General features: G+C 46.7%; 21 protein-coding genes. 5 read left to right on the forward strand and 16 right to left on the reverse strand.

Annotated elements, in window-relative coordinates; genetic code table 11:
* Positions 1 to 31: 31 nt before the first annotated feature.
* From ACMXI2_RS15775 to ACMXI2_RS15785, 3 genes are all read left to right on the forward strand, one after another.
* Positions 32 to 646 carry a TerD family protein gene (locus tag ACMXI2_RS15775; protein ID WP_483777057.1) on the forward strand — a complete coding sequence of 205 codons (615 nt, stop codon included), beginning with the start codon at positions 32 to 34 and terminating at the stop codon, positions 644 to 646.
* 45 nt (positions 647 to 691) lie between these two features.
* Positions 692 to 1,792 (forward strand): toxic anion resistance protein, encoded by a 1,101-nt coding sequence (locus tag ACMXI2_RS15780; protein ID WP_483777058.1) that lies wholly within the window; start codon positions 692 to 694, stop codon positions 1,790 to 1,792.
* Between the two features lie 67 nt (positions 1,793 to 1,859).
* The gene (locus tag ACMXI2_RS15785) at positions 1,860 to 2,768 is read left to right on the forward strand and encodes a hypothetical protein (RefSeq protein WP_483777059.1); all 909 of its coding nucleotides are present in this window, start codon (positions 1,860 to 1,862) and stop codon (positions 2,766 to 2,768) included.
* Between the two features lie 71 nt (positions 2,769 to 2,839).
* Here the strand turns inward: ACMXI2_RS15785 and ACMXI2_RS15790 are convergent, their stop codons facing one another.
* The 13 genes from ACMXI2_RS15790 to ACMXI2_RS15850 all read right to left on the reverse strand — a co-directional run bounded on the left by ACMXI2_RS15790 (position 2,840) and on the right by ACMXI2_RS15850 (position 13,826).
* On the reverse strand, positions 2,840 to 3,628 hold the full coding sequence (locus ACMXI2_RS15790; protein WP_483777060.1) for a DUF475 domain-containing protein: 789 nt from the start codon (positions 3,626 to 3,628) through the stop codon (positions 2,840 to 2,842).
* A 25-nt stretch (positions 3,629 to 3,653) separates the two neighbouring features.
* A complete protein-coding gene (locus tag ACMXI2_RS15795) occupies positions 3,654 to 5,162 on the reverse strand; it encodes a protein kinase domain-containing protein (RefSeq protein ID WP_483777061.1) in 1,509 nt (502 codons plus the stop codon).
* Positions 5,163 to 5,175: 13 nt separating this feature from the next.
* Complete coding sequence (locus ACMXI2_RS15800) at positions 5,176 to 6,579, reverse strand: PP2C family serine/threonine-protein phosphatase (RefSeq protein WP_483777062.1); 1,404 nt, start codon at positions 6,577 to 6,579, stop codon at positions 5,176 to 5,178.
* Between the two features lie 16 nt (positions 6,580 to 6,595).
* Positions 6,596 to 7,651 (reverse strand): TerY-C metal binding domain-containing protein, encoded by a 1,056-nt coding sequence (locus ACMXI2_RS15805; RefSeq protein WP_483777063.1) that lies wholly within the window; start codon positions 7,649 to 7,651, stop codon positions 6,596 to 6,598.
* Positions 7,651 to 8,280: an AIM24 family protein gene (locus ACMXI2_RS15810; RefSeq protein WP_079472949.1), complete on the reverse strand. Its 630-nt coding sequence runs from the start codon at positions 8,278 to 8,280 to the stop codon at positions 7,651 to 7,653. The genes ACMXI2_RS15805 and ACMXI2_RS15810 overlap by 1 nt, the downstream gene beginning before the upstream one ends.
* An 11-nt stretch (positions 8,281 to 8,291) precedes the next feature.
* On the reverse strand, positions 8,292 to 8,927 hold the full coding sequence (locus ACMXI2_RS15815) for a vWA domain-containing protein (RefSeq protein ID WP_483777064.1): 636 nt from the start codon (positions 8,925 to 8,927) through the stop codon (positions 8,292 to 8,294).
* A gap of 17 nt (positions 8,928 to 8,944) precedes the next feature.
* Entirely contained in the window at positions 8,945 to 9,583 is a 639-nt protein-coding gene (locus ACMXI2_RS15820) for a vWA domain-containing protein (protein ID WP_483777065.1), read from the reverse strand.
* A gap of 102 nt (positions 9,584 to 9,685) precedes the next feature.
* A complete protein-coding gene (locus ACMXI2_RS15825) occupies positions 9,686 to 10,369 on the reverse strand; it encodes a TerD family protein (RefSeq protein ID WP_483777066.1) in 684 nt (227 codons plus the stop codon).
* A 20-nt stretch (positions 10,370 to 10,389) separates the two neighbouring features.
* On the reverse strand, positions 10,390 to 10,965 hold the full coding sequence (locus ACMXI2_RS15830) for a TerD family protein (protein WP_483777067.1): 576 nt from the start codon (positions 10,963 to 10,965) through the stop codon (positions 10,390 to 10,392).
* Positions 10,966 to 11,069: 104 nt separating this feature from the next.
* A complete protein-coding gene (locus ACMXI2_RS15835) occupies positions 11,070 to 11,900 on the reverse strand; it encodes an SGNH/GDSL hydrolase family protein (protein ID WP_483777068.1) in 831 nt (276 codons plus the stop codon).
* Positions 11,901 to 12,153: 253 nt separating this feature from the next.
* Positions 12,154 to 12,372, reverse strand: coding sequence for a DUF4287 domain-containing protein (locus ACMXI2_RS15840; protein ID WP_483777069.1), 219 nt, complete (start codon positions 12,370 to 12,372; stop codon positions 12,154 to 12,156).
* A 127-nt stretch (positions 12,373 to 12,499) separates the two neighbouring features.
* Positions 12,500 to 12,952 carry a YybH family protein gene (locus tag ACMXI2_RS15845; protein ID WP_483777070.1) on the reverse strand — a complete coding sequence of 151 codons (453 nt, stop codon included), beginning with the start codon at positions 12,950 to 12,952 and terminating at the stop codon, positions 12,500 to 12,502.
* Between the two features lie 253 nt (positions 12,953 to 13,205).
* A complete protein-coding gene (locus ACMXI2_RS15850) occupies positions 13,206 to 13,826 on the reverse strand; it encodes a tetratricopeptide repeat protein (RefSeq protein ID WP_483777071.1) in 621 nt (206 codons plus the stop codon).
* A gap of 162 nt (positions 13,827 to 13,988) precedes the next feature.
* Here ACMXI2_RS15850 and ACMXI2_RS15855 point away from each other — a divergent pair, with 162 nt between their 5' ends.
* Positions 13,989 to 15,557 carry a discoidin domain-containing protein gene (locus ACMXI2_RS15855; protein WP_483777072.1) on the forward strand — a complete coding sequence of 523 codons (1,569 nt, stop codon included), beginning with the start codon at positions 13,989 to 13,991 and terminating at the stop codon, positions 15,555 to 15,557.
* Positions 15,558 to 15,628: 71 nt separating this feature from the next.
* On the opposite strand, the gene ACMXI2_RS15860 is transcribed toward ACMXI2_RS15855, so the two are convergent.
* Both ACMXI2_RS15860 and ACMXI2_RS15865 read right to left on the reverse strand, forming a co-directional pair.
* Positions 15,629 to 18,796, reverse strand: coding sequence for a TonB-dependent receptor (locus tag ACMXI2_RS15860; RefSeq protein WP_483777073.1), 3,168 nt, complete (start codon positions 18,794 to 18,796; stop codon positions 15,629 to 15,631).
* Positions 18,797 to 19,181: 385 nt separating this feature from the next.
* A complete protein-coding gene (locus ACMXI2_RS15865) occupies positions 19,182 to 20,171 on the reverse strand; it encodes a Gfo/Idh/MocA family protein (RefSeq protein WP_483777074.1) in 990 nt (329 codons plus the stop codon).
* A gap of 63 nt (positions 20,172 to 20,234) precedes the next feature.
* Here ACMXI2_RS15865 and ACMXI2_RS15870 point away from each other — a divergent pair, with 63 nt between their 5' ends.
* Positions 20,235 to 20,837: a DNA-3-methyladenine glycosylase gene (locus ACMXI2_RS15870; RefSeq protein WP_483777075.1), complete on the forward strand. Its 603-nt coding sequence runs from the start codon at positions 20,235 to 20,237 to the stop codon at positions 20,835 to 20,837.
* 3 nt (positions 20,838 to 20,840) lie between these two features.
* Here the strand turns inward: ACMXI2_RS15870 and ACMXI2_RS15875 are convergent, their stop codons facing one another.
* The gene (locus ACMXI2_RS15875) at positions 20,841 to 21,434 is read right to left on the reverse strand and encodes a hypothetical protein (protein WP_483777076.1); all 594 of its coding nucleotides are present in this window, start codon (positions 21,432 to 21,434) and stop codon (positions 20,841 to 20,843) included.
* Positions 21,435 to 21,495 lie beyond the last annotated feature (61 nt).

Genomic DNA, 21,495 nt, shown 5'->3' on the forward strand with positions numbered 1-21,495 from the left:
TACACCACTATATCTAAAAATATAAGTCAATATGGCAATCAATCTTCAAAAAGGTCAGCGTATAAATCTCGAAAAAAGCAATGGTACCAAACTCCAGAATATTTGCGTGGGGATCAACTGGGGCGCCATTGAAAAGAAAGGCTTGTTTGGCCTGTCTAAAACCAAGGAAGCGGTAGACCTGGACGGCAGCTGCGCCATGTTTACAGAACAGAAACAGCTGCAGGAAGTGGTTTACTTCGGTAACCTGAAATCCAAAGACAACGCGGTAAAACATAGCGGCGATGATCTTACCGGTGACCTGAACGGCAACGACGGCCTGGACAATGAAGTCATCACCCTCGATTTTTCCCGGCTGGATGCCAATACCAATTACGTGGCGTTTGTGCTGAACAGCTTCCGCGGACACGATTTCGGTACCATCCCTTTTGCGTCTATCCGCATTTATGAAGGTACCCCTGCCCGCGTGAATGAAGTATTTGCCACCTATGATATTGCCAGCGGCGCCGGCTTTGCAGGACACGTATCTATGGTGATGGGTGTTTTTTACAAGAAGAACGGCGAATGGAAATTTAATGCGATCGGTGAACCTACAAAAGATAAGAAGCTGCAGGAAACCGTGAACACCGTTGCGCAGAACTACCTGTAGGATTTACTTTTGATAAGATAATATCAATTTATAATCAGATACCTTATGGAAGCAAACCCAAATATTACCGACCAAACCCTTCCCGCGGTGAGGCTCGACAAAGAAGGAAATGTGGATCTGGCGGTTATTACGCCGGACGACGCGAAGAAATACGGGGAAATAAGTAAATCACTGGTAACCACCGATGTAAATTCCATCCTGAATTACGGTACAGAAGTACAGAATTCAATGGAAAAATACAGTAACGAGTTCCTGACTTCTGTACGTACCTATAACTCCGGCGAAGTAGGCGGATTGATCAACGATCTGCTGACCGAACTTAATTATATCGACGTAGATGAGCTGAACCAGGGTGCTTTGCAGAGTTTTATCTCTAAAATACCTTTCCTGAAAAAGCTGGTATTTGATGCCAAAAAGCTTTTCCAGAAATACGATACCGTTGTCAGCAACATTGATAAGATCACCAACAAGATTAAAGCGGGCCGTATCAATTCACTGAAAGACAACAGTTCTTTGCAAACCATGTTTGATAGTAACGTATCTTACATCAAACAAATGGAAGATCTCATTATTTCGGGTCAGCTGAAATTTAATGAGCTTAGCCAGAAACTGGCTGAAATGGAGGTGAATGCCGCCAATTACAATGATTATGAGATCGCTGATTTAAGGGATTTCATTACCCGCCTGGATAAAAGGCTGGCCGACATGAAGATTGTACGCTTTATTATGCTGCAGTCTTTAGCCCAGATCAGGCTGGTACAAAATAACAATACTTCTATTGCGGAAAAGGCGCAATCAATCATTTCCACCACGATCCCTGTCTGGAAGAACCAGCTCACCATTGCGGTAGCGTTGCAAAGACAGAAAGCCAACGTGGAAATGCAGAAGAAGATTTCCGATACCACCAACACCATTCTCCAGAAGAATGCCGACCTGCTGAAACAAAACAGTATTGAGGTAGCGAAAGAGAATGAGAAAACAGTAGTATCCATTGAAACACTGAAGAGAACTACCCAGTCGCTGATTGAAACTTTACATGAAGTGAAGAAGATCCACGAACAGGGCACCGAAAGCCGGAAAGTGCTGAATGGTGAATTGCAGACGCTGGAAACAGAGCTGAAGAAAAATGTAACAAACGTTAGCTAACGGAGGATAAGTAATGGAGGATAACCTGGCAATCATATTAAATGACTCAAATAAAACTATCAGCAAATTGCAATTGCTGTCCACTTTTTTTGAAGAAGAGATAATATACAAGATCTATCTCCGAAGCCAGGTTGTCCATAAATTATTTGAAACCAATCCGGAACTCGATATCAATAAGCTGGAACTCTTTCACCTGCAATACACCGCTACTGTGATTGACCTCCTGCGGAAAATAAAAGCCAGCAACGAAAGGAACGTGAGTATTTTATATGATGAAATCCAGATTAACAAGGACCTGATCGAAAATATAAACGACTCCGTTTTTTCAGAGAAAAATTACCAGCAGGATAAGCAGAAGCAATCCCTGAAGATCAATTTATCTTTGCGGAAGCTGTACCAGGTACTGTCTGACAACTCCGAAGACTACCCTTTTTCCAAAAATATCAATGCTTTCAGCGCCCGTTTCTCCCAGGATTTTTATTTCGATATTTCCACCGAAGCCCTCAACGAGCTGATTAAATTCAACCCGGCAGAAGTGTACCGGAACAACTCCGCCATCATACAGCGCAAGCTGATGGGATTGTTGTGCAAAATGGATTTTAAAACCGAGTTCTTTTGCGGGCTCAGTGCCGGTAACCTCATCCTGGAAGTGTACCGCTTCCTTAATATGGACCGTTACTTTCTCTTCTTCCCCGCCAAAAATTTATTCCTGTTCTGCGATCTTTCAAAAATTACAGATGTTGACTGGTCCAATACCCTCTCCAAAAAAACAAGGATTGTACAGGAATTAACGGATAAGAATGACAACCTGATGAGCCGTGCCAATGTACTGAAAACGGTGATCCCGGACAATGTGCAGGCTTTGCTGAAAGAATATTATGAGAAGATTTCCGATGTTGATTTCCTCCAGCATATTGGCCGCTTCGATGTACAGACCAACATTCTCAAAACAATGCTCAATACCAATGTCATTTAAATAAAAAGGCGCCAGTCTCCGGACTGGCGCCATAGAAACCTTTATTAAGTTGATCCGGTTTGTTACCGGCATCATTTTTTCTCCAACTCTGCAGCAGGGGTCCTTTTAGGGAAGTTTAACAGCGCCGATGTAATGATCGGAACCACAAACACACATACTGTTATAATAGAGGTAATGATATCTGCCTGTGAACTTTCCAGGAAATGCGTGATGGGCGATTCCGGGAAGAAGTGTTCATAAATAGAAAGGCTCAGTTTAAGACCGAGGATACCAATAACGATATAGGCTGCTGATTCCAGGAAGGTAAACTTCGTCATCAGTTTCACGAAAGCCTGCGCCACAAAACGCATGGCGAGGATACCGATAAACACGCCCAAGCAAACCAGTAATATATTATCGGTAAAAGCTACCGCAGCAAAAATATTATCTATAGAGAAGGCCATATCCATCAGTTCCACCAGTGCCACTGTAGCCCAGAAAGGCCCGATAGCCCCCACTGTGGCCTTGTATAGCCAGTTCTGACCTTTGTCGATGCTCTCTTCTTCTTTCTCTCCTTCTGTTTGCTTATTTTTCCACCAGCTGAATACCAGGTACAGGAGATATAAACCGCCCAATGGTTTCAGCCACCAGATCTTGATCAGGAAAGACGCAAACAGCATGGCCAGACCACGGAACAGGTAAGCGCCGAAAATACCGTATTTAAGGGCACGGTCGCGTTGTTTTTCGGGCAGGTCCATTACCATTGTAGCCAGTACGGCGGCGTTATCTACCGACAGTAAGCTTTCAATGATCACGAGATTCCCGACAATGATAGCCGAAGGTATTGGGTTATCAATAATTTGTTGGATTAATTCATTCATTTCACTTTATTTTTTATATAGGTTTCTATTTGTTGGCAATCGTTATGATCACTACTCTTCCACCCTCTTCCCTTGACAGCAGCAGTCTTTTTCCATCCGTTAATTCCACCATTGCGCCGATGGGAATTTCTTTGTCTTCCGTCAGATCTTTTAAAGAAGTGAGCTGCTGGTTTACCAGCACCCATTTTCCCTGGTGAAATACAAAATACCCGACCGGCACTTTTTGCGCGGCGGTAATCCTTTCATTGCGGATGGTATTCCTGTTTACGTGCCACTGGAACAGGTACTGATTATTATACACCATCAGCCGGTGGTTTTCCGGTTTCCATACCGTTGGCTTAAACTCGTAATAGAGGTCCAGCACGGGCAGGGTGCCTTTATGCGGTGTGCCGCAGAAGGGGCATTTGGGAGAATGGGTGTTATCAAAAACGTACCATTTCTGTTCGCAGGCGGCATTGCTGCAGGGCTGCATGAGGTCTGTTGTTTTTAATAACGCCTGTTCCCACATTTCCGCCGGCGGGCGTTCGGTTGGCTGGTGTAAACCGGTTACAAACGCCTGGTAGAACAGCTCCTTCAGGTAAGGCCCTGTAATGGTATATGGCAGCTTATTTACATCTGCCCAGGGCAATTCCTTCGGATTAAGGTGATTCAGTTTCGGCCGGTTGGAGGTATCCTGCGGATGTTCAATAAACAGCGCCTTCTCTCCCATTGCCAGCAGGTCGTCTTTTTCTGCGTCGAGATCATGGATCTTCCCTCCTTTTAAGGGATGACGGTATAAAAGATACATATAGATCATTACCGCCAGTGCATGCAGGTCAGTAAGGCGGTTGGGCAGTTTCCTGCCCGGATCTTTCCCGTCCAGGTGTTTGGTGGCCAGTACTTCCGGTGCGATAAAATCGGCGGTGCCAATAACATCGGGTGGAAATAAGCCGGGTACCACGAGGCCATCTATATCGATGATGGTAGCCGATTTACTTACCGGGTCTACCAGCACATTTTTATACGACAGGTCGGAATGTGCGAGTCCGGCTGCATGCAGGCGTTTCACACCTCTTGAAATATTTACACCAATCTGGAAATAGCTCAACCAGTTGCCCAGTTCTGCTTCATCCAGGCGCAGGGTAAACTGTTTGTTCCTGAATTTGGGTGAAGCAAACCATTTCCCTTCTTTTTCCTTTCCTTTAATCAGGTCGTTTGAGGCGTATCCCTTCTTGAAAAAAAAGTTAGCATGATAACACGGTACTACGAGGCCCACCTTTTTATCTGCTTCCACCATATCTGTGGGCCAGCAATAGAGATCCCGGTAGTAGTCGCCGCCTTCGCGGTTAAAGAAGCTGTTATAGTAATCCGTTACAATTTTCCGCAACCGTTCTTTTGAAGCGTAGTCCTGTGCATCACGATAGAATGCCACCACGTATGATTTATCCGGGCTGAAGTAAACGTCCTTCATACCGCCCCGCATAGGTTCTCCGTTATCAACGTACTGATAACTTTTTCCTGCATTGATGACGGAATTCACCGTTTTTGTGCTCATATAGTCCGCATACTTAACTGATGATCATTAAAGTTCTGTCGTCATGATTCCCGGGGCTCCAGAAGTCCATCCAGGCAGATAGCTGGTTGGCGGTTTCCGTTGTATGGCTGGCCAGGTCTACTTTTACGTTGTCATCGTTCTTACCGCCGAGGTCTTCCAGCAGTGCTTTCCATGCTGGAAGCTTCTCCAGGTTGGCTTCTACTTCAAACTTGGGGTCATAAATACCGTCTGTCATCAGCATCAGGTACGAAAAATCCGGCACCAGCCTGAACCCGAAGCGGGTTGCAAAGGTATCACTTTTAAAGATTTCCTGCATGGTAATAAACCGGGTTCCCCCGCTAAATTCCCCTACATCCAGGCGGTTCAGCAACGCAATATCTGAAAAATCCTTATTTATCAAAGCAATGGGGCAGTCGCCTACGCCAAAGCTCATGATCACATAACCTGATTCGTACTTTTTTAAAAGTACAAATATAAGTGTGGAATGAAGATCTTTCACTGGTGCGGCGCAGGTGGCGGCAAATTCTTCCAGCTTTTTATGTATGGTAAACGCTGCTTTGCCGAGGTTATCGTATACAAAGCGGGTGAGTTCTTTTTGTGTTTTGTCGCCTGCTGCGGCGGTGTGTGCAGCAATGAGTGCATCAAATGTATTCCTTAGTTCGGGCGTAAAGTACTGCTCAAAGTACTCCACGATGCCATTGCAGGCTATCCTGGACCCTGCGCGAGAAAGCCGCGCGCTGCCGGCGCCATCTGAAACGGCCAATACACTCCAGCCGGTGTCGGCGAAGTGTTTAAAGGCAAAATCATCTTCCCGGAAGCCGCCGGTATTGGCGTGTGAGCGGCCTCTTTTGGAGGCTGCCAGCAGGTGCCTGTCGCCCAACGGGGCATATTCGGCGACGTTGTCTTCCTTCCAGTAAGGATCGTTTTTATCGCTCTCCATATTTTTCCAGAGCGATTTTGGATTGGGGTTGATCACCAGCGGCACCTTTTTTTCGTTGGGCGCGGCGGTTTCGTCTTCCCCGTTGATGCGGTATTTCAGCGTGAGTTTAAAATCACCGCTTTTAACCGGTGTGCCCCGGATGACTTTTGTTTCCGGATCGTATTGCAGGCCGGATTCTTCCAGCCCATCGATATGGAAATAAGAAAAGTCGTTCCAATTCAGCTGTCCGAAGTCCAGTTTCACCTCGTAAGGCTTTCCGGCAGTGGCATTCGGGATGCTGACGGGTTGTTGCTGAATGTCTGCTAACCGGTTTTTAAACTGCCAGGTATCCATTAGTAGCTTTTTATTTTCCATGATCTGCTTCACGGCAAGCCTGTTTTTCTCCTCGTTTACAAATGCGTCGAACAGGTGCTGCCGGTTAGTGCCAACCGTAATATTATTTGCTTTAAATAATTCCTGGATAAAGGATCTGTCCATGTTGATCTTTTGTCGGTTAGCCTTGTGCCCGGTTTACATCGAAACCGCCTTCGCTGGCGCCATAGGCTGCGGTGTTTCCGCAGGTGGGGCAGGTACTGAGCTTTTCTTCGCCGATGCAATGGATCTGGCCACAGGAGCACAGTGCAAATCCCCACTGGTTGCCGCAGCAGGGGCAGGTGGGGTTGCCGATCAGTTCTTCGCTGTTGATGATAGCTGGTTTGGCGTTGCTGTCGGACAGTTCGTGGTAGGTTTTATCTACCTGGAACGCCCCTACCAGCCGGTAATACAGCCGGTTCAGGTTCAGGCCGTATATTTCTGCGTCCTGTTCAGCGCGGCGGTATTTCATGAGATAGTCGCGTTGCATATGCTGGCATTTCCCTACCATCACCACGAAGTTGCTATCGGTGTAACTGCGGGGAGGTTGTGGCTTTGAGAGATCAATTTTCGACAGTGTATCGGTATCGTGTATTTTCGACAGTTCAAATCCGGAAGCATTTTTCTCAACGCTTTCGCTGCTGGTTTTGATAGAGTCGGTGATCCATCTGAAGAACTGTTTGTACGCTGCCGGAGAGCTGTTTTTAAAATGCACCACGTTCTCTGTCAGTTCTTTGAGCAAATTGGTATCTGCTTCGTTGCCAAAGGAAACGGCCACCATATTGGCGGTACGTTGCCAGTTCTGTTTCCATTCCGTGATGGCTGCGCTGGTATCGTCTGTAGGTACGCCATCTGTGAAAAGAAAGATGATGGGTTTCCAGTCGCCTTTCATATCATAGGTGGTTTTCACCTGGTTTTTTCTCAGTTCATACATGAGGTGTCCCAGTCCCCTGCTTAAAGAGGTACCGCCGCCGATGGGAAAACGTGGCGGATAAAAGTTGATGATTTCCTGCAGGGGTACCAGCGTTTTTGCCTGGCCGGCGAAAACGATAATAGAGATCCACGCTGTTTCTATGGCGTAGGGATCTGTTTTCAGTGCCTGGATGATTTGTGCCAGACCTTCTTCCACCTGTTGAATGGGTTCTCCTACCATTGATTCGGAGACGTCTATGAGGAAATAAACAGGAAGTCTTCTCATTATCCAAAATTTACAGAAGTGATATATACTGTACCCGGACCGGTAATTTTCAACATACTTAATCCTTCTCCTCCCAGGAGATTATTTCCTGAGAAATGTGACGACATCCGGTTTACCATATCTGCATTCATGCAGATGAAGCTTTTTTCATCCACAAAAACGGTTTGCCCGGGTGCGAGGTCCAGCGTAATGGGTGTGCCAATTACATCTAAAAAAACAGTACAAAATCCTGTTATTTTCTGCATGATCAGGCCCGTACCGCCGATGAGGGAGGTAAGGTTCATTTTTACATCAATATCAATTTTGTCGGAGGAGGCTACATAGGCGCCTGCTTTACAAACAATGCCGGTAGTGACTTGCTTGAGATTAATGGGCAACAGCCCTACTTTACCGGCTACCACCAGTTTGCGCGGATTAAGATTAGTATTGCACAGTTCTACCTGGAAAATACTTTCGCCGGTGAGTTTTCTTTTTATCAGCCCGGCTACGCCTTTATCGAATACGTTGACTTTTGAAGTAATTCCTTCTTCATGATAGATCAGTGCGCCTTTCTCGCAGAAGAATTTCTCCTGTTGGGATAATTCTACTTCCAGACATTTAAAATCATGTCCGATCAATTTTACGTTCATTCTTTTTATTATCAGATGACTAAATTCACTTCATTGGGGGGCGGCGGCAGTGTTACCTGCTCGGTGGTGCCCATGCTTTTGTTTCCCTGTTCTATGGTGTCGGATACCCACTTAAAAAATTGTTTAAGTGTGGCGCTGTCGGCGGTATCGAGATGCACCACGGTATCTGTCAGTTCTTTGAGCATGCCGTTGTCTGCTGCTTTTCCTGCCGCGCAACCTACGATGGTGGCGAAGTTTAGCCCTTTTATCAGCGGGATCATTTTGCGGTACAGCTGCAGATCCGAGGGTTTACCATCCGTGAAGAGGAATAACAACGGGCGCCAGTCGCCTTTTTGCGTGGGGGTACCTTTGCGTACTTCGCTATTCACTTTTGCGTGAAGGAATTCCAGTGCATAGCCGGTGTGTGTGGGGCCGCTCTGGGGGCAGGTGATTTCCGGCAGCTGGAAGTTGGCCAGTTCCACCAGTGGTGTCAGTTCTTTTACTTCCCGGTCGAAAGTGATGATGCTGAGCCACAGGGAGTCCATTGCCTGGGGGTCCATCCGCAAAGTGTTTACCATGCCGCTCAGGGCGTTATTGAGCGCCTGAATGGGTTCACCGTACATAGATCCGGAGGTATCCAATAAGAAAAATACCGGTAATCGTCGCATATCAATATTTTAATTTCTTACACCACGATATTCAGTTCTGCCGGTGGTGGCGGCAGTTCATTTAAGCCTATTAATTCTTTTCCGGCATCTTCCACTTTTGTGGAGGTAACGCCAATGGAAGCGGTTACCCATGCAAAGAAGCGGGCGATACTCTGACTGTCGGCAGTATCGAGGCTGAGTACATTATCAGTTATTTGTTTCAGTATGGCGGTATCTGCACCGGAGCCGGCAGCACATGCGATTGTATAAGCTACTTTTCGTTGTTTAAATGCCGTCAATCCGCTTTGCCAGCTATCGGTAGGAATGCCATCCGTCATGATGAACACGAGTGGTTTCCAGTCGCCTTTCCTTTCCGTAGTTGTTTTGGCCACTTCGCGATCGATGCAGTTGCTTACCAGCTGCAACGCTTCTCCCAGTGCGGTGGTGCCGGTGGCTTTTATATCCACCATCTGGAAAGACGCGAGGTCGGTAAGGGGTACAACCTGCCTTGCCGAGCTATCGAAAGTGATGATACTGATAAAGGCGGTTTCAATGGCTTGTGGGTTTTGGCGTAATGAGTTAATCATTATCTGTACACCATTTTTTACTGCCTCAATGGGTTCTCCATTCATAGAACCGGAAGTATCTAATAAAAGATACACGGGTAATCTTCTCATACTGCATTAATTTAATACCAGTGTTGGCATGTTGAAAATGGGTAACATTTCATCCTGCGTTTTCCGCAGGATGAAGATATGCTGAATATAGGTTTTTTGTTATCAGGAATAGGTTAACTTTTTCAATTCATCCACAAAGCTATCGGATTGATGTGGAATACCAATGGCCCTGAATTTCCAGGCGCCATCTTTACGATAAATTTCCGCAAATGTCATGGAGCACATACCGTTGTAGGTGCTGTCGCCCGACAGGCTGAATTTTGCAATTTCTTTTCCCCGGCTGTCGACTGCGCGGATAAAGGCATTATCGATCATACCGAAGTGCTGGTTAGTGGCGCGGCCATTGTAGATGGTGACCATAAACAGGATCTTTTCGTATTTACTTTCCAGCTGATCCAGCTTGATAATAATTTGTTCATCATCGCCGTCGCCTGCGCCGGTGCGGTTATCGCCGGTTAACCAGATATTGCCGGATGGGTGGCGCATGGAATTGAAGAAGATCACATCTCCTTCAAACAATCCTACAGACCGGCCATCCTTTGTTTGAACGGTTCTGCCGAGGTTGGCCACTTTACCGCTACTGTCCAGCAACATGGCTACCGCATCCAGGTCGTATTCAGCTTCTTTTTTTTCGCCGCCGAATAATTTTCCAAGGAAGCCTTCTTTGCTTTTTGTTTGCCGTACGTCCCAGCCTAATCCGATAGTGACCGTTGATAAATCGAATTCTTCTCCTTTGTCGTTTTTACGGAGGTCGATAGTTTGACCTTTTACTAAATTGATAGCCATAGGTGGTAGTTTATCAGGGATTATTTAATAATCTGACCTTTAAAATATTTGGATAAGAAGTAAGCCAGATCTTCCTTATAGCCAATCCCGGATGCTTCAAATTTCCATTTACCATCTTTCAGGTAAAGGCGGCCAAATTCCACGCCTGTTTCAATGGAGAAATCTTCTCCCAGCTCATACTTTGCAATTTCATTGCCGGTGCCTTCATCAACAACACGGATATACGAATCTCTTACCTGTCCGAAATTTTGTCTTCTGCTGATGGCATCATGGATGGTTACCACGAATAAGATTTCCCTTATGCGGGGATCTATTTTTGTGAGATCTACCTGGATGGTTTCATCATCGCCATCGGCGCTGTTGCCGCCGGTAGGGTCATCGCCGGTGTGATGCAGCGAGCCATCGGGAGAATCAGTATTTCCGTAGAAGATAAAGTATTCTTCCTGGAGAATGTGCCGGGTTTCATCGATCATAAATGCAGAGGCATCCAGGTCGAAAGCCGAGCCTGTTCCTTCATTAGGATGCCATCCTAAACCAATACTGATTTTTGAGAGGCCGATGTCGATTCGTTGTCCCTTTTGTAAGTTAATCGCCATTATTCAAAATTTAAACCAGGGGTAATATAGCATATTTATTTCAGAGAATATATAGCGTTAATGTTATCAACACTTAACCAACTTTTCAAGTGTCAAAAAGGAGGCTAATACCGTTTCATTATCTCCACCAGCATATCCGCAATTACGGCAAATCCTTTATCGGAAGGATGCAAACCGTCGTACGTCATATCGATGGCGGAAACGGGGTAAGGGTATTCGTCGGTGTCCGGATGAAAGGGGATGTCTTTATATTCCGGCCAGCGGTAGTCCTTGTATTCACCGGTGGCAGGGTCTTTCAGGCGTTTATACTTCACCATATTCTCCAGGGTGATACCGCTGTTATGATACAGGTCTAATTTATCGAAGTGTTCGTAGCCGGCAATGGAATCGATGGCGGCCACCACCTGTGAAAGTTGCTGTCCCTTCTTTTCTTTGTAGGAACCCCAGGCGTTGTTGTGCATATCGGCAATGTATACAAAATCGCCGCGTTGCAGCGGGGTGATGAGGATGATGTGCGCGTTTTTATTCAGTGACTTCAGCTTATCAATGATGGTGCGGAATGCGCCGTACACGGTGCTCTTGCCGGTTTTATGAAGATAGTCGGAGAAAGTACCGACAGGACGGCCGCCCCACCAGTCGTTGGTGCCGAGGAATACGGAGTATACATCTGCTTTTACGAGATCCAGTTTTTCTATGGCATCGGCGATGCCGCCGGACGTCCATCCGTTATAGCCCTTATTGATGTACTGTATATCCGGGAGCTTTTCTGTTACGCGGGTCAGGTATCCTTTGGTGATCCTGTTACCGGTTTCATCGGGGTGTTCATTCAGATACGTAATAGAGTCCCCGATGGCTACCCACGTGATTTTCCGGGGCGTAAAAGCGGTAACAGCCACTATTGTGGCGATGAGCAGTACCGGCAACCATTTCTTCATAATAACATTTTTTTGATCCCTGAAAATAGTAAATAACAGGGAGATTTACAGGCGGGGTAACAATGGGCTTCCGGGACACGCTGGGCAGCCATTGGCACCGGTATTTTGTTACTTGGTTTTGCCCTGGCTATGACCATAGCGTCAGGTATATCCGCACCGTTGAATTATTCTGTATTTACCGCCTGTGCCGCAAGTTTTTTATTATCCACGTAACCTGCACACGGCTGGAGTGTGGATCTGCTGCGGAGATGAATCATTCCCGCTTCCCTTTGAAGTAGGCGAATATCGCCATAGCATGACCGTGGCCCAGTTCATATTCTTCTTTCAGCCAGTTCACAATTTCGCCTGCTTTTACTTTTGGATCCAGTTCACCGTTTTGCAGGAACTTTTTCTTCTCCGCCAGTTTTTTAAAGTCGTCCGCCGTTTTGCCGGTTTTCGTTTTGATATTGTCTAAATAAGCCTGGAATGACATAGCGCCTGTTTTTTGTTTTGAATAATTTTGTAAGATGTATCTCTTACAACAAAAATATTCATTCCGGAGAATACTCCGGGGTGCGGTTCCGACAATCTAAGGGGTGATTTGCGGCTTCTTTTTTTTATCAGGCGTCTTTTTTCACGGAGCCCATGATCCACCTGGCCAGCCAATTCATTTTCTTTACACGGCAGTTGTGAAAGGCAGACATCTGCCATTGTCCTTCGGGGCTTTTCACCCATACAGTGGTGTTCACCGACTGACGGCTTTCCGGTATTTTTTTCTGCCAGCGGAAACGGATAACGCCGGTGGCTACCACTACCGCTACATTTTCATCCAGGAAACGTACCTGTTCAATGTGTCTGTGTAACCGCGCGCCCCTGAACATAAAGTTATTCATCAGCTGCTCGTGCAGGGTGATGTATTCCTCCCGTCCTTTTAAGTGCATGCCGTTAAATGTAATGTAGTCGCAATCTTCCGTGAGGTACACGGAAGCGCTGCGGAAATCCAGTGTCCGGAAGGAGTGATAGATGGCGTTGTTCGCCTGCCTGATCGCATTAATTTCATATGCCTGGTTCATACGATAATTGTTTTAGGAATGAATACGAAAATAGGCAGCCGGACTACTGCGGCATAGTTAAAATGGGTTAATGACAGTATCACGCCGGCAAAAAAGTTGTTTTTACCGGCAGAGCGGCGGGGCTGCCAACAGCAATCTTGACAGGTACAGGTACTTGAACAAAGTTCTTAATATTTACGGAGACCAATTTGCGATAAATATTTCTTATCCGGAAGAAAGGGAAATATTACAACTAATGTTGGAGCGGGGGAACTTATCTGAGCGTGCTTTTCGGATAATTCTTTAATTGCCTCAAGGCTCCCTTATGCCCTTCCTTTCCTGCCTTTTCAAAATAATACTTTGCCCACCGGTCAGACTGCACCACACCGTGTCCCCATTTATAACACAGGGCTAAATTGTAAAGCGCTGAGAGATCTTGTTTCCTGGCTGCCATTCTATACCAGTAAACAGCCTTCTGAGGATCTTCTGCCACGCCGTGGCCACAAAAATAACTATACCCCAATTCTCTCCAGGCATCAATATCTCCCTGTTTCGCTGAAAGCATAAACCATTCTATTGCTTTTCCATAATCCTGGTTCACATATTCTCCACTCCTGAAAAAGAGTCCCACGTTAAACTGTGCATCCATATGTCCCTGCATAGCGGCTTTCAGGTACCAGTAAAATGCCTCTTCCATATTCTTCTCTACTCCTTTCCCATAGTCATAACAGGTGCCTACATAAAACTGCGCTCTCTTATGGCCATTTGATGCAGCCGGATACCATAAAGCAAAAACCTTCTTCCAGTTGCGCCTTTTTGGCGAACCGTCAAAGGCATAACTGCATCCTGAAAGAAATCTTCTTTGCTGTTCTTTTTTGCTTAATACCTGGGGCATTTCCGGAACCGTTCACCAAATATTATTATTTTTTTTTGCTTTCTGAAACAATTACTTAATTTAGTTTGCCTGAATATGTGAAACGCCAACTGCGTAACCCGGAAAACCTTAAACCAAAATCTGTCGATTCTTACTGTCTTTGTTAATCAATAAATCCGAACAATGAAAAGGAAAAACCTTCATTCCCTGTTAGCAGGTATGCTGTTGCTACCTACCTTTTTTATGGCCTGTAAACGATCTCCCGGCGGGGAGTTGCAGCCCGTAGCAGATAAAAACAAATCCGGCCTGCAAAACTTTGTACCCAGCGCGTACGATCTAAACGTTGTTTACTTTGTGCCCTCCGATGGCGACACCATCGTGAACTACCGGACACGGCTAAACGGTATTTTACAACAAGGGCAACGTTTCTACGGAAAGTGGATGAACCACTACGGCTATGGCGACCGCTCCTTCGGACTGCCACTGGATTCCACCGGTAAAATAAAGATCACGGTAGTAAAAGGCGCCCTGCCAAAAACCGGCTATCCTTATGAAGGAGGCGGCAACACCGCTATCGGTGAACTGAACACCTGGTTTGCCGCACATCCTGCGGATAAGCACAGTGAACACACGCTGGTTATTATGCCCGCCAGCACCTACGCTTCCGATGGCGATCCCGGAGGTGTACCCTTCTATGGCTTGGGCCGGTGGTGCTTTGCGCTGGACTATGCAGAAATGGATACCAGCTACCTGGGTCAGAATACCACGCTGGGCAACCGCGCTACCAAATGGATCGGTGGCCTCATGCACGAACTGGGCCACGGCCTTAACCTGCCGCATAACAAAGAGAAGGTATCCGAAGCTGCTGATCCGGCTAAAGGTACGGCGCTCATGGGCAGCGGTAACTACACTTACGGTAAAAGCCCTACCTTTCTTACTGCCGCCAGCGCCGCTATCCTCAACAACTCGCAGGTATTCCGCACCAGCACCGCCACCGGTATTTACGGCGGCGGAAGCACCACCATTAATATCATCAAAGCCAGTTATACCGGCGGCAACATTGAGCTGAAAGTAAAGTTCTCTTCCACGCAAACGGTGAATAATGTAAACGTATATAATGATCCGGAAGGAGGAAATGATTATGATGCCGTGCCGTGGGTGGCGGCCCCCTCCGGCGATAGTTTCCAGCTGAGTATGCCCATCAGTGAATTTCATAAGAAGACAGGCAACTACGCCCTGCGTATCCGTTTCCTGTATACCAATGGTTCTTCTACAGAAATCTCTTACCCGTATACTTTCGTAAACAATGAACCCGTACTGGATATCAGCACTAAAGATGAACTGAATAAATCGTCCTGGAGTATCACGGCTGTAAGCAGCCAGGAAGACGATGGTCCCGCCACCAACCTGCTGGACAACGACCAGGCAACGGTATGGCACACGCAATGGAAAACGGTACAACCTGCGCATCCGCATACAGTGATCGTAAATATGAGTGCAATAAAATCTATACAAGGACTGGCATTCCTTCAACGGGCAAATCTGAATGGTTCATTAAAAGATATTTCGGTGTTCACCAGTACCGATAATGTAACGTATACATCGAGGGGGAACTTTACGCTAACGAATGTAAACAGTAAGCAGTATATCTCTTTCGGGGCTGCCATTTCTGCAAAATATATCAAGATTGTAACCGCTTCCAATTACTCGGGCTCGCATTATGCGGTGCTATCGGAGTTGGGTGCGTGGTAGTCACTTCTCTCTAAAAAAACAAACAGGGTACGGCTTCATTACCGTACCCTGTTCTTTTTATATCTTCTTTATTAAAAACCATAACGGAGCCCCAGCTGAATCTGCCACGGGTTACCGCCTGGCACTACCACACCTGAATTCACATTCACGTTATATTTATAAGTAGATGTAACAGGATCGAAACCACCTAAAGAATAAATATTCTGTTTGCCCAGTAATTTACTGGTACCCCATTCTTTGTTAAACACGTTGGCGAGGTTAAAGATATCGCAGGATGGTTCAAGATACTGCTTCTTGCCAAACCGGATCTTTGTTGCGATCCTCAGATCCCATACACCGTAGAAACCGTTTATACCGCCGTTTCTTTCTGCTACTTTCCCACTGCTTCTGCGGATGTAGTCTTTCACGCTTTCATCGGCTAAAGGATTATCCAAAATCGCCTGGAGATCGGTACGTATCTTTTGCGGCACATTGGCATTGTTCACGTCAAATACATAGGCCAGGTCGTTTGAGTTTACGAAGTCGCCATTTACGTTACCGCCTACAGCCAGTGAATAACGTGTACCGCCTATACCGGAATAACGCACGCCTACGTTAATTCCCCAGAAAGTGGGCAGTGTACCGTATACCACTACCTTATGACGGAACTGGTTATCGGAATAGCTCATGGTGCTGAGATTGCGCGGATCGTCTTTTACCATCAGCGCTAAAGTAGCGGTGTTGGCTACGTCGCCGTTATAGGAGGTATTATCTTTTGCATCGTTCCAGGTGTAGCTAACGGAAACTTCCCCATCTCTGAAATAACGGAAGGTACCATCCACCACAAATGCAAACTGGTTCACTTTACCGTCGCTGTTCAGCTCCAGCACGCGTCCTACATTTGTGCTCTTACGGCCTTTGGTCCAGTCGGTAGCGCCATTGGTTACATTGATCGTGGATGCGGGCACGTATACACCGCGGTTACCTTCATTCGACAAACGGAAGAAAGGCTGATCAGCCATGTTCCGGTCTACATACATATAATTGTGACGCGCAATAGTGGTGAAGAACGTCACCCCCATTTTAAAGCGGTCGGAGAACAGGTGATTATAGGAGATGTTCGCTTTGTACACTACCGGGATCCTGGCATCTTTACCATTCATATTGATGGTACCCTGGCGCGGCAGTCCGAGCTTATCGAACATTTCCTTACCCGGTGCGGTAGACGGATCTTTGCGGTATGCCGGGAAATCGGGAACGGGTACACCTGCGCCCTGGATATCCACGGTAAGTACTTTTGTACCATCAAACAGCATGTTGTTGATCATGGCATAGTTGTTTATGTCTGATCCGAAGATGGCCGCACCGAAGCGCAGGTAATCTGTATGCTTTTCTTTGATGTCCCAGTTAAACTGGATACGTGGCTGCAGCTGGAAAGTTTTCAGCGAGTTATCTGTGCTCAGGCCCAGCTCATCATACACGGTTTGATTGAAGTTGGGTTTGTTCAGGTAAGTGGTATAATCGGCACGGAGACCGGCGATCATTTCAAAACCGGGGAACAGGTAGGTTTGCATCTGCGCGTACAAAGCGCCGCTGAGAATGTTCTGGTTCACGCTGGGATCATCTGCCAGCGCTACCTCACGGGCATAACGGTAAGGTTTCAGGTTATTGAAATTATCCATACCGGTGAAATAATAACGGCCGTTCATTTCACTGCCATACAGGGAGTTCATGTGGCTGTACATTATATCGGCGCCGAAAGTATAGTTTGCTTTATTGGTATTGTAATAAAGATTATCTACCAGCTGGAATACATTGTTGTAGAAGTGTTCCGGCGAGTAACGTTGTCCGCCGAGTTGGATGGAGGTAAACACGGATTTATTGTCAATGCTGGATTCCACTCTTTCCACGATAGCGCGTGGAATATTTTGTGAAGGCAGCTGGCTGCCGGGTGAACTTTCTTCAAAAGTATACAGGTGTTGCAGTTTCAGCTCATTCGTAATCCTGGGATTCACCACAGTACGCAGGGTAGCCAGCAGGCTGTTGTTGATGGCATGCGCATCTGCATATACTTCGTAAAGATTGATGGCGGTGTTATCGTCACGGCCCAGTGGTGCGCGGTCGTTTACATAGTTATCGCGGATGGTGAGGAGGTTCCGTTCGTTGAGCTGCCAGTCGATACGCGCAAATGCCGCATCTGTGCCGCGTTTCTTGTTGAAAGACCCGAACTGCGGCGTAGAGGCTACTCCGTATTTGCTGCGTGCAATGTCGAGGTAGGTATCCAGTGTTGACTGTGTAACGTTGAACCGTTTTTCATCTGCCGGTGTTTTGATATCCGCCAGCTGCAGGGGACGTGAATCTGCCTGGTGATCCCATGCTACGAAGAAGTGCAGTTTATTTTTAATGATAGGGCCGCCTAAAGAGAAGCCGTATTGATAAGTGGAGAAGTCGTTCTGGCGCCTGTTACCGCGGGCGTCGTATTTACTGGATAACGCATCGGCCCTTACGAAGGTGAAGGCGCTACCTGAAAAAGTGTTGGTACCTGATTTGGTTACCGTGCTGATGGTACCGCCGCCGCTGCGGCCAAAGGTAACATCATACTGGTTGGTAACCACTTTAAATTCCCGGATGGCTTCCATTGAAATAGCGTATGGGCCGCCGATACGGGTGTTGGTACCGCTGCTGGAAGTCGGGTTCTTTGCGGAGGTGCCATCGATGGTGATGTTGGTAGAAGAGCCGAGCTGTCCTGCCAGGTTGCTTCCGCTGCTGAGCGGCGAAAGATCTATGAGGCTGCTGAAGTTACGGCCATTCACCGGCAGACGGGCAATATCCCTTGCCGATACCGTGGTGGCTGCACCAAAGTTTTCTGTTTTATTGCGGAGCGCTGCGCCCGACACCGTGATTTCCCTGATGTCTACCGCAGATGTTTGCATCTGGAAGTTGGCGCGGATCACATCACCCTGGTTGAGTGAGTACCCGGTGCGTTTTTGTTCGGCATATCCCATCGCTGTTACCTGGATAGTATATGGTCCGCCGAGTGGCAACTCTTTAATAAGATACTCTCCTTTGGCGTTTGAAATAGTGCGGCTGCTAAAGCCGGTTGATTCGTTGCGCACCAGTACAGATGCACCTGGAATCAGTTGTTTGGTATCATCAGAGACAATCCCTGAAATCGACGCCTGGGTTGTTTGTGCAAGCAATGGCTGCCTGATTATGCAGCATAATAACAGTACGGACAGAAGTGTGAAGATAGGTTTCATGAGCGCGAAAATATTACAGGATAATTTGAATATTAAGTGTTCACTGCATTCGTAACATAAAGTTCATATCCGGGAGGATATGCCTGCATTACACTACTCGGTTAAGTAGTTAATTAATAACGTGGGTCCTGTTCAACTGGTTCTGCTGAATGAGCGATATGGTTGAATGCTGCTCTCTGCAGGAATTAAGATACGCAAATAGTTGGAGATTTACGCGGATTTTGTCTTTCCCGCTGATTACGCTGATTTTACTGATTTGTTTGATTTTACTTTTTGGATTTTATAAAGGATTTTGGGAGATATAAGCGAATAGATCCGCTTATATCTCCCAAAATCCTTTAAAATCAAAAGTGATCAAATCCCTAAATCAGTAAAATCAGCGTAATCAGCGGGAAAGACAAAATCCGCTGGTGAACCCATCCATCAGCTCCATTGATAAGATGGCCTGCTCTGCGGAACAGGGATTGGCGCCTTTGCCCAGGAAATAAGCCGTTACTTTTTCTATCATGGGTTGCTGCACATGTTGCAGCGCATCAAAAATAAATTCTTTTGTATGCCCGTCTTTGCTCAGTGTTATTTTACTGCCAAACACGGGGAAGCTGATTTTGCCGGATGATCCGGTTATTTCGCAGCAATCTTTCTGATCAGCGGGCGACACCGTAAAACACCACATGCCGTTAAACACCACACCGTTTTCAAATAAGATATGCCCGGTTACGAGATCATCGGCCTGGTTTGCTCCTGCCTGGTTCACGGCGATCCCGGCGGCGTGCTTTGGCTTTCCAAAGAAATAGATCATCAGGTCCAGCTGATGCGGGGCCAGGTCATGAAACAGGCCGCCACCGGAAATAGCGGGGTCTATCCGCCAGTTGACCGCCGAATCTGCAATCAGGCTGGAAGCCGGCGGCTGCAGCATTTGCAGCGATACAAAACGGATATCCCCGATAGCGTTATCCGCCAGCAGTTCTTTTACTTTTAAGAATACGGGCTGCTCGCGCCGGTAGTGCGCCACGCTTAGTTTTACGTTGTATTTATCCGATGCGGCTTTCATCCTGGTGGCCGATGCGGCATCCAGCGTCATTGGCTTTTCCACGTATACCGGTTTTCCTTTCGACAAAGCAAGGAAGGTGTATTCCTCGTGTTGCAAAGGCGGAGTGGCAATGTATATGGCATTGATCTCCGGGTCGTTGATCAGTTGTTCGGCATCGCTGTACCATTTAGGCACGCCATGCCGCAGGGCATAGTCCTGCGCTTTTGCGGCATCCCTGCGCATAACCGCTACCAGGGATGAATGCGGTACTTTATTAAAAGCCGGGCCACTTTTGACTTCTGTCACATCTCCACAACCTATGATTCCCCATTTTATTTCTTCCATAATGGTGTTTATAATTATGCAAATAACATAAATTCATTTTTTAAAACAGGGATATTTATTTCGATGGCTAAGTTAAAGCATGAATTTTATCAGCAGCACGAGGTGACTACCATTGCAAAACAATTGCTGGGAAAAATACTGGTTACGTATATTAATGGCGTTCGTACCACTGGTATGATTGTGGAAACAGAAGCCTATGCAGGCAGCGGCGACAGGGCCTCGCACGCCTGGAATAACCGCCGTACCAAACGCACGGAAGTAATGTACAAGCCGGGCGGATTTGCTTATGTGTATTTATGTTATGGCATTCACTATCTTTTTAACGTGGTTACCAACATCGAAGATACGCCGCATGCGGTATTGATCAGGGCGCTACAGCCTGTTGATGGTATAGAGATGATGAAGCAGCGTTATAACAACAAGCCCTCCGCCAAACTCACAGCGGGTCCGGGTAGCCTCTGCAAGGCAATGGGCATCGATGCCGGCCTGAACGGGGAAAGCCTCACCGGGAAGAAAGTATGGATTGAATCCGGTAAAGATATTCCGGAAGATGCTATTGTGGTGTCCACCCGTGTAGGCGTGCAATACGCAGGGGAAGACGCCTATCTCCCCTACCGTTTCAGCATTAAAAACAATGATTGGGTAAGCAAAGGGAAAGGCTTGTGAAGCTTACTGCCCCATCTTCCTGTTAATTTTCCCTTCCAGTGATGCAATGATATTCACACAGTCTCCGAGGCGCGAATAAGCCGTGCTGCCATCCAGCGCCAGGTCTTTTTTAGTGACCTCCAAACCGCCCAGGAATGCTTCCAGGTAAGATAAATACTTAGGCTGGTCACTGTATAAAGCATTGTAAATTTCTTCGTTGAGTTTATCTCCTTCCGCCTGGAGTTCGGGATTCACCAGGTCGGTTACCCCGCGTAATTTTTCCATCACCGCGCTCATTTTTACTTTCAGCGCTTCCAGGTTATAGTCGTCTTTTTTACCGGGGGCAATATTATTCCGGAACAAGCTGTCTGAAAGTGTTTTCCTGGCTTTGCGGTAATTATTCAATTCCTGTTTCAGGGCTTCCAGCTGTTGGTTCAACTGTTCCCCTTTTTCACGTTTGAAATATTTATCGACATCGTTATCCAGGTGTTTCACCCAGGTAAGCATATGGAAGGTGATATCTGTAACGCCCGGTTTTCCTGATTGTGCCAGCACGCTGGCAGAAAAGAACAGCATACCCCAAAGCGCTGCCCCGGTGAGTACTTTTCGTAGTTTCATCATAATCGTTTAGTGGCCTGTGTCATTGAAAATAAGCAATTTTCCTTTATGTCGGGGAAAT

The sequence above is a fragment of the Chitinophaga sp. G7 BAM 1005 genome (genome assembly GCF_057126945.1).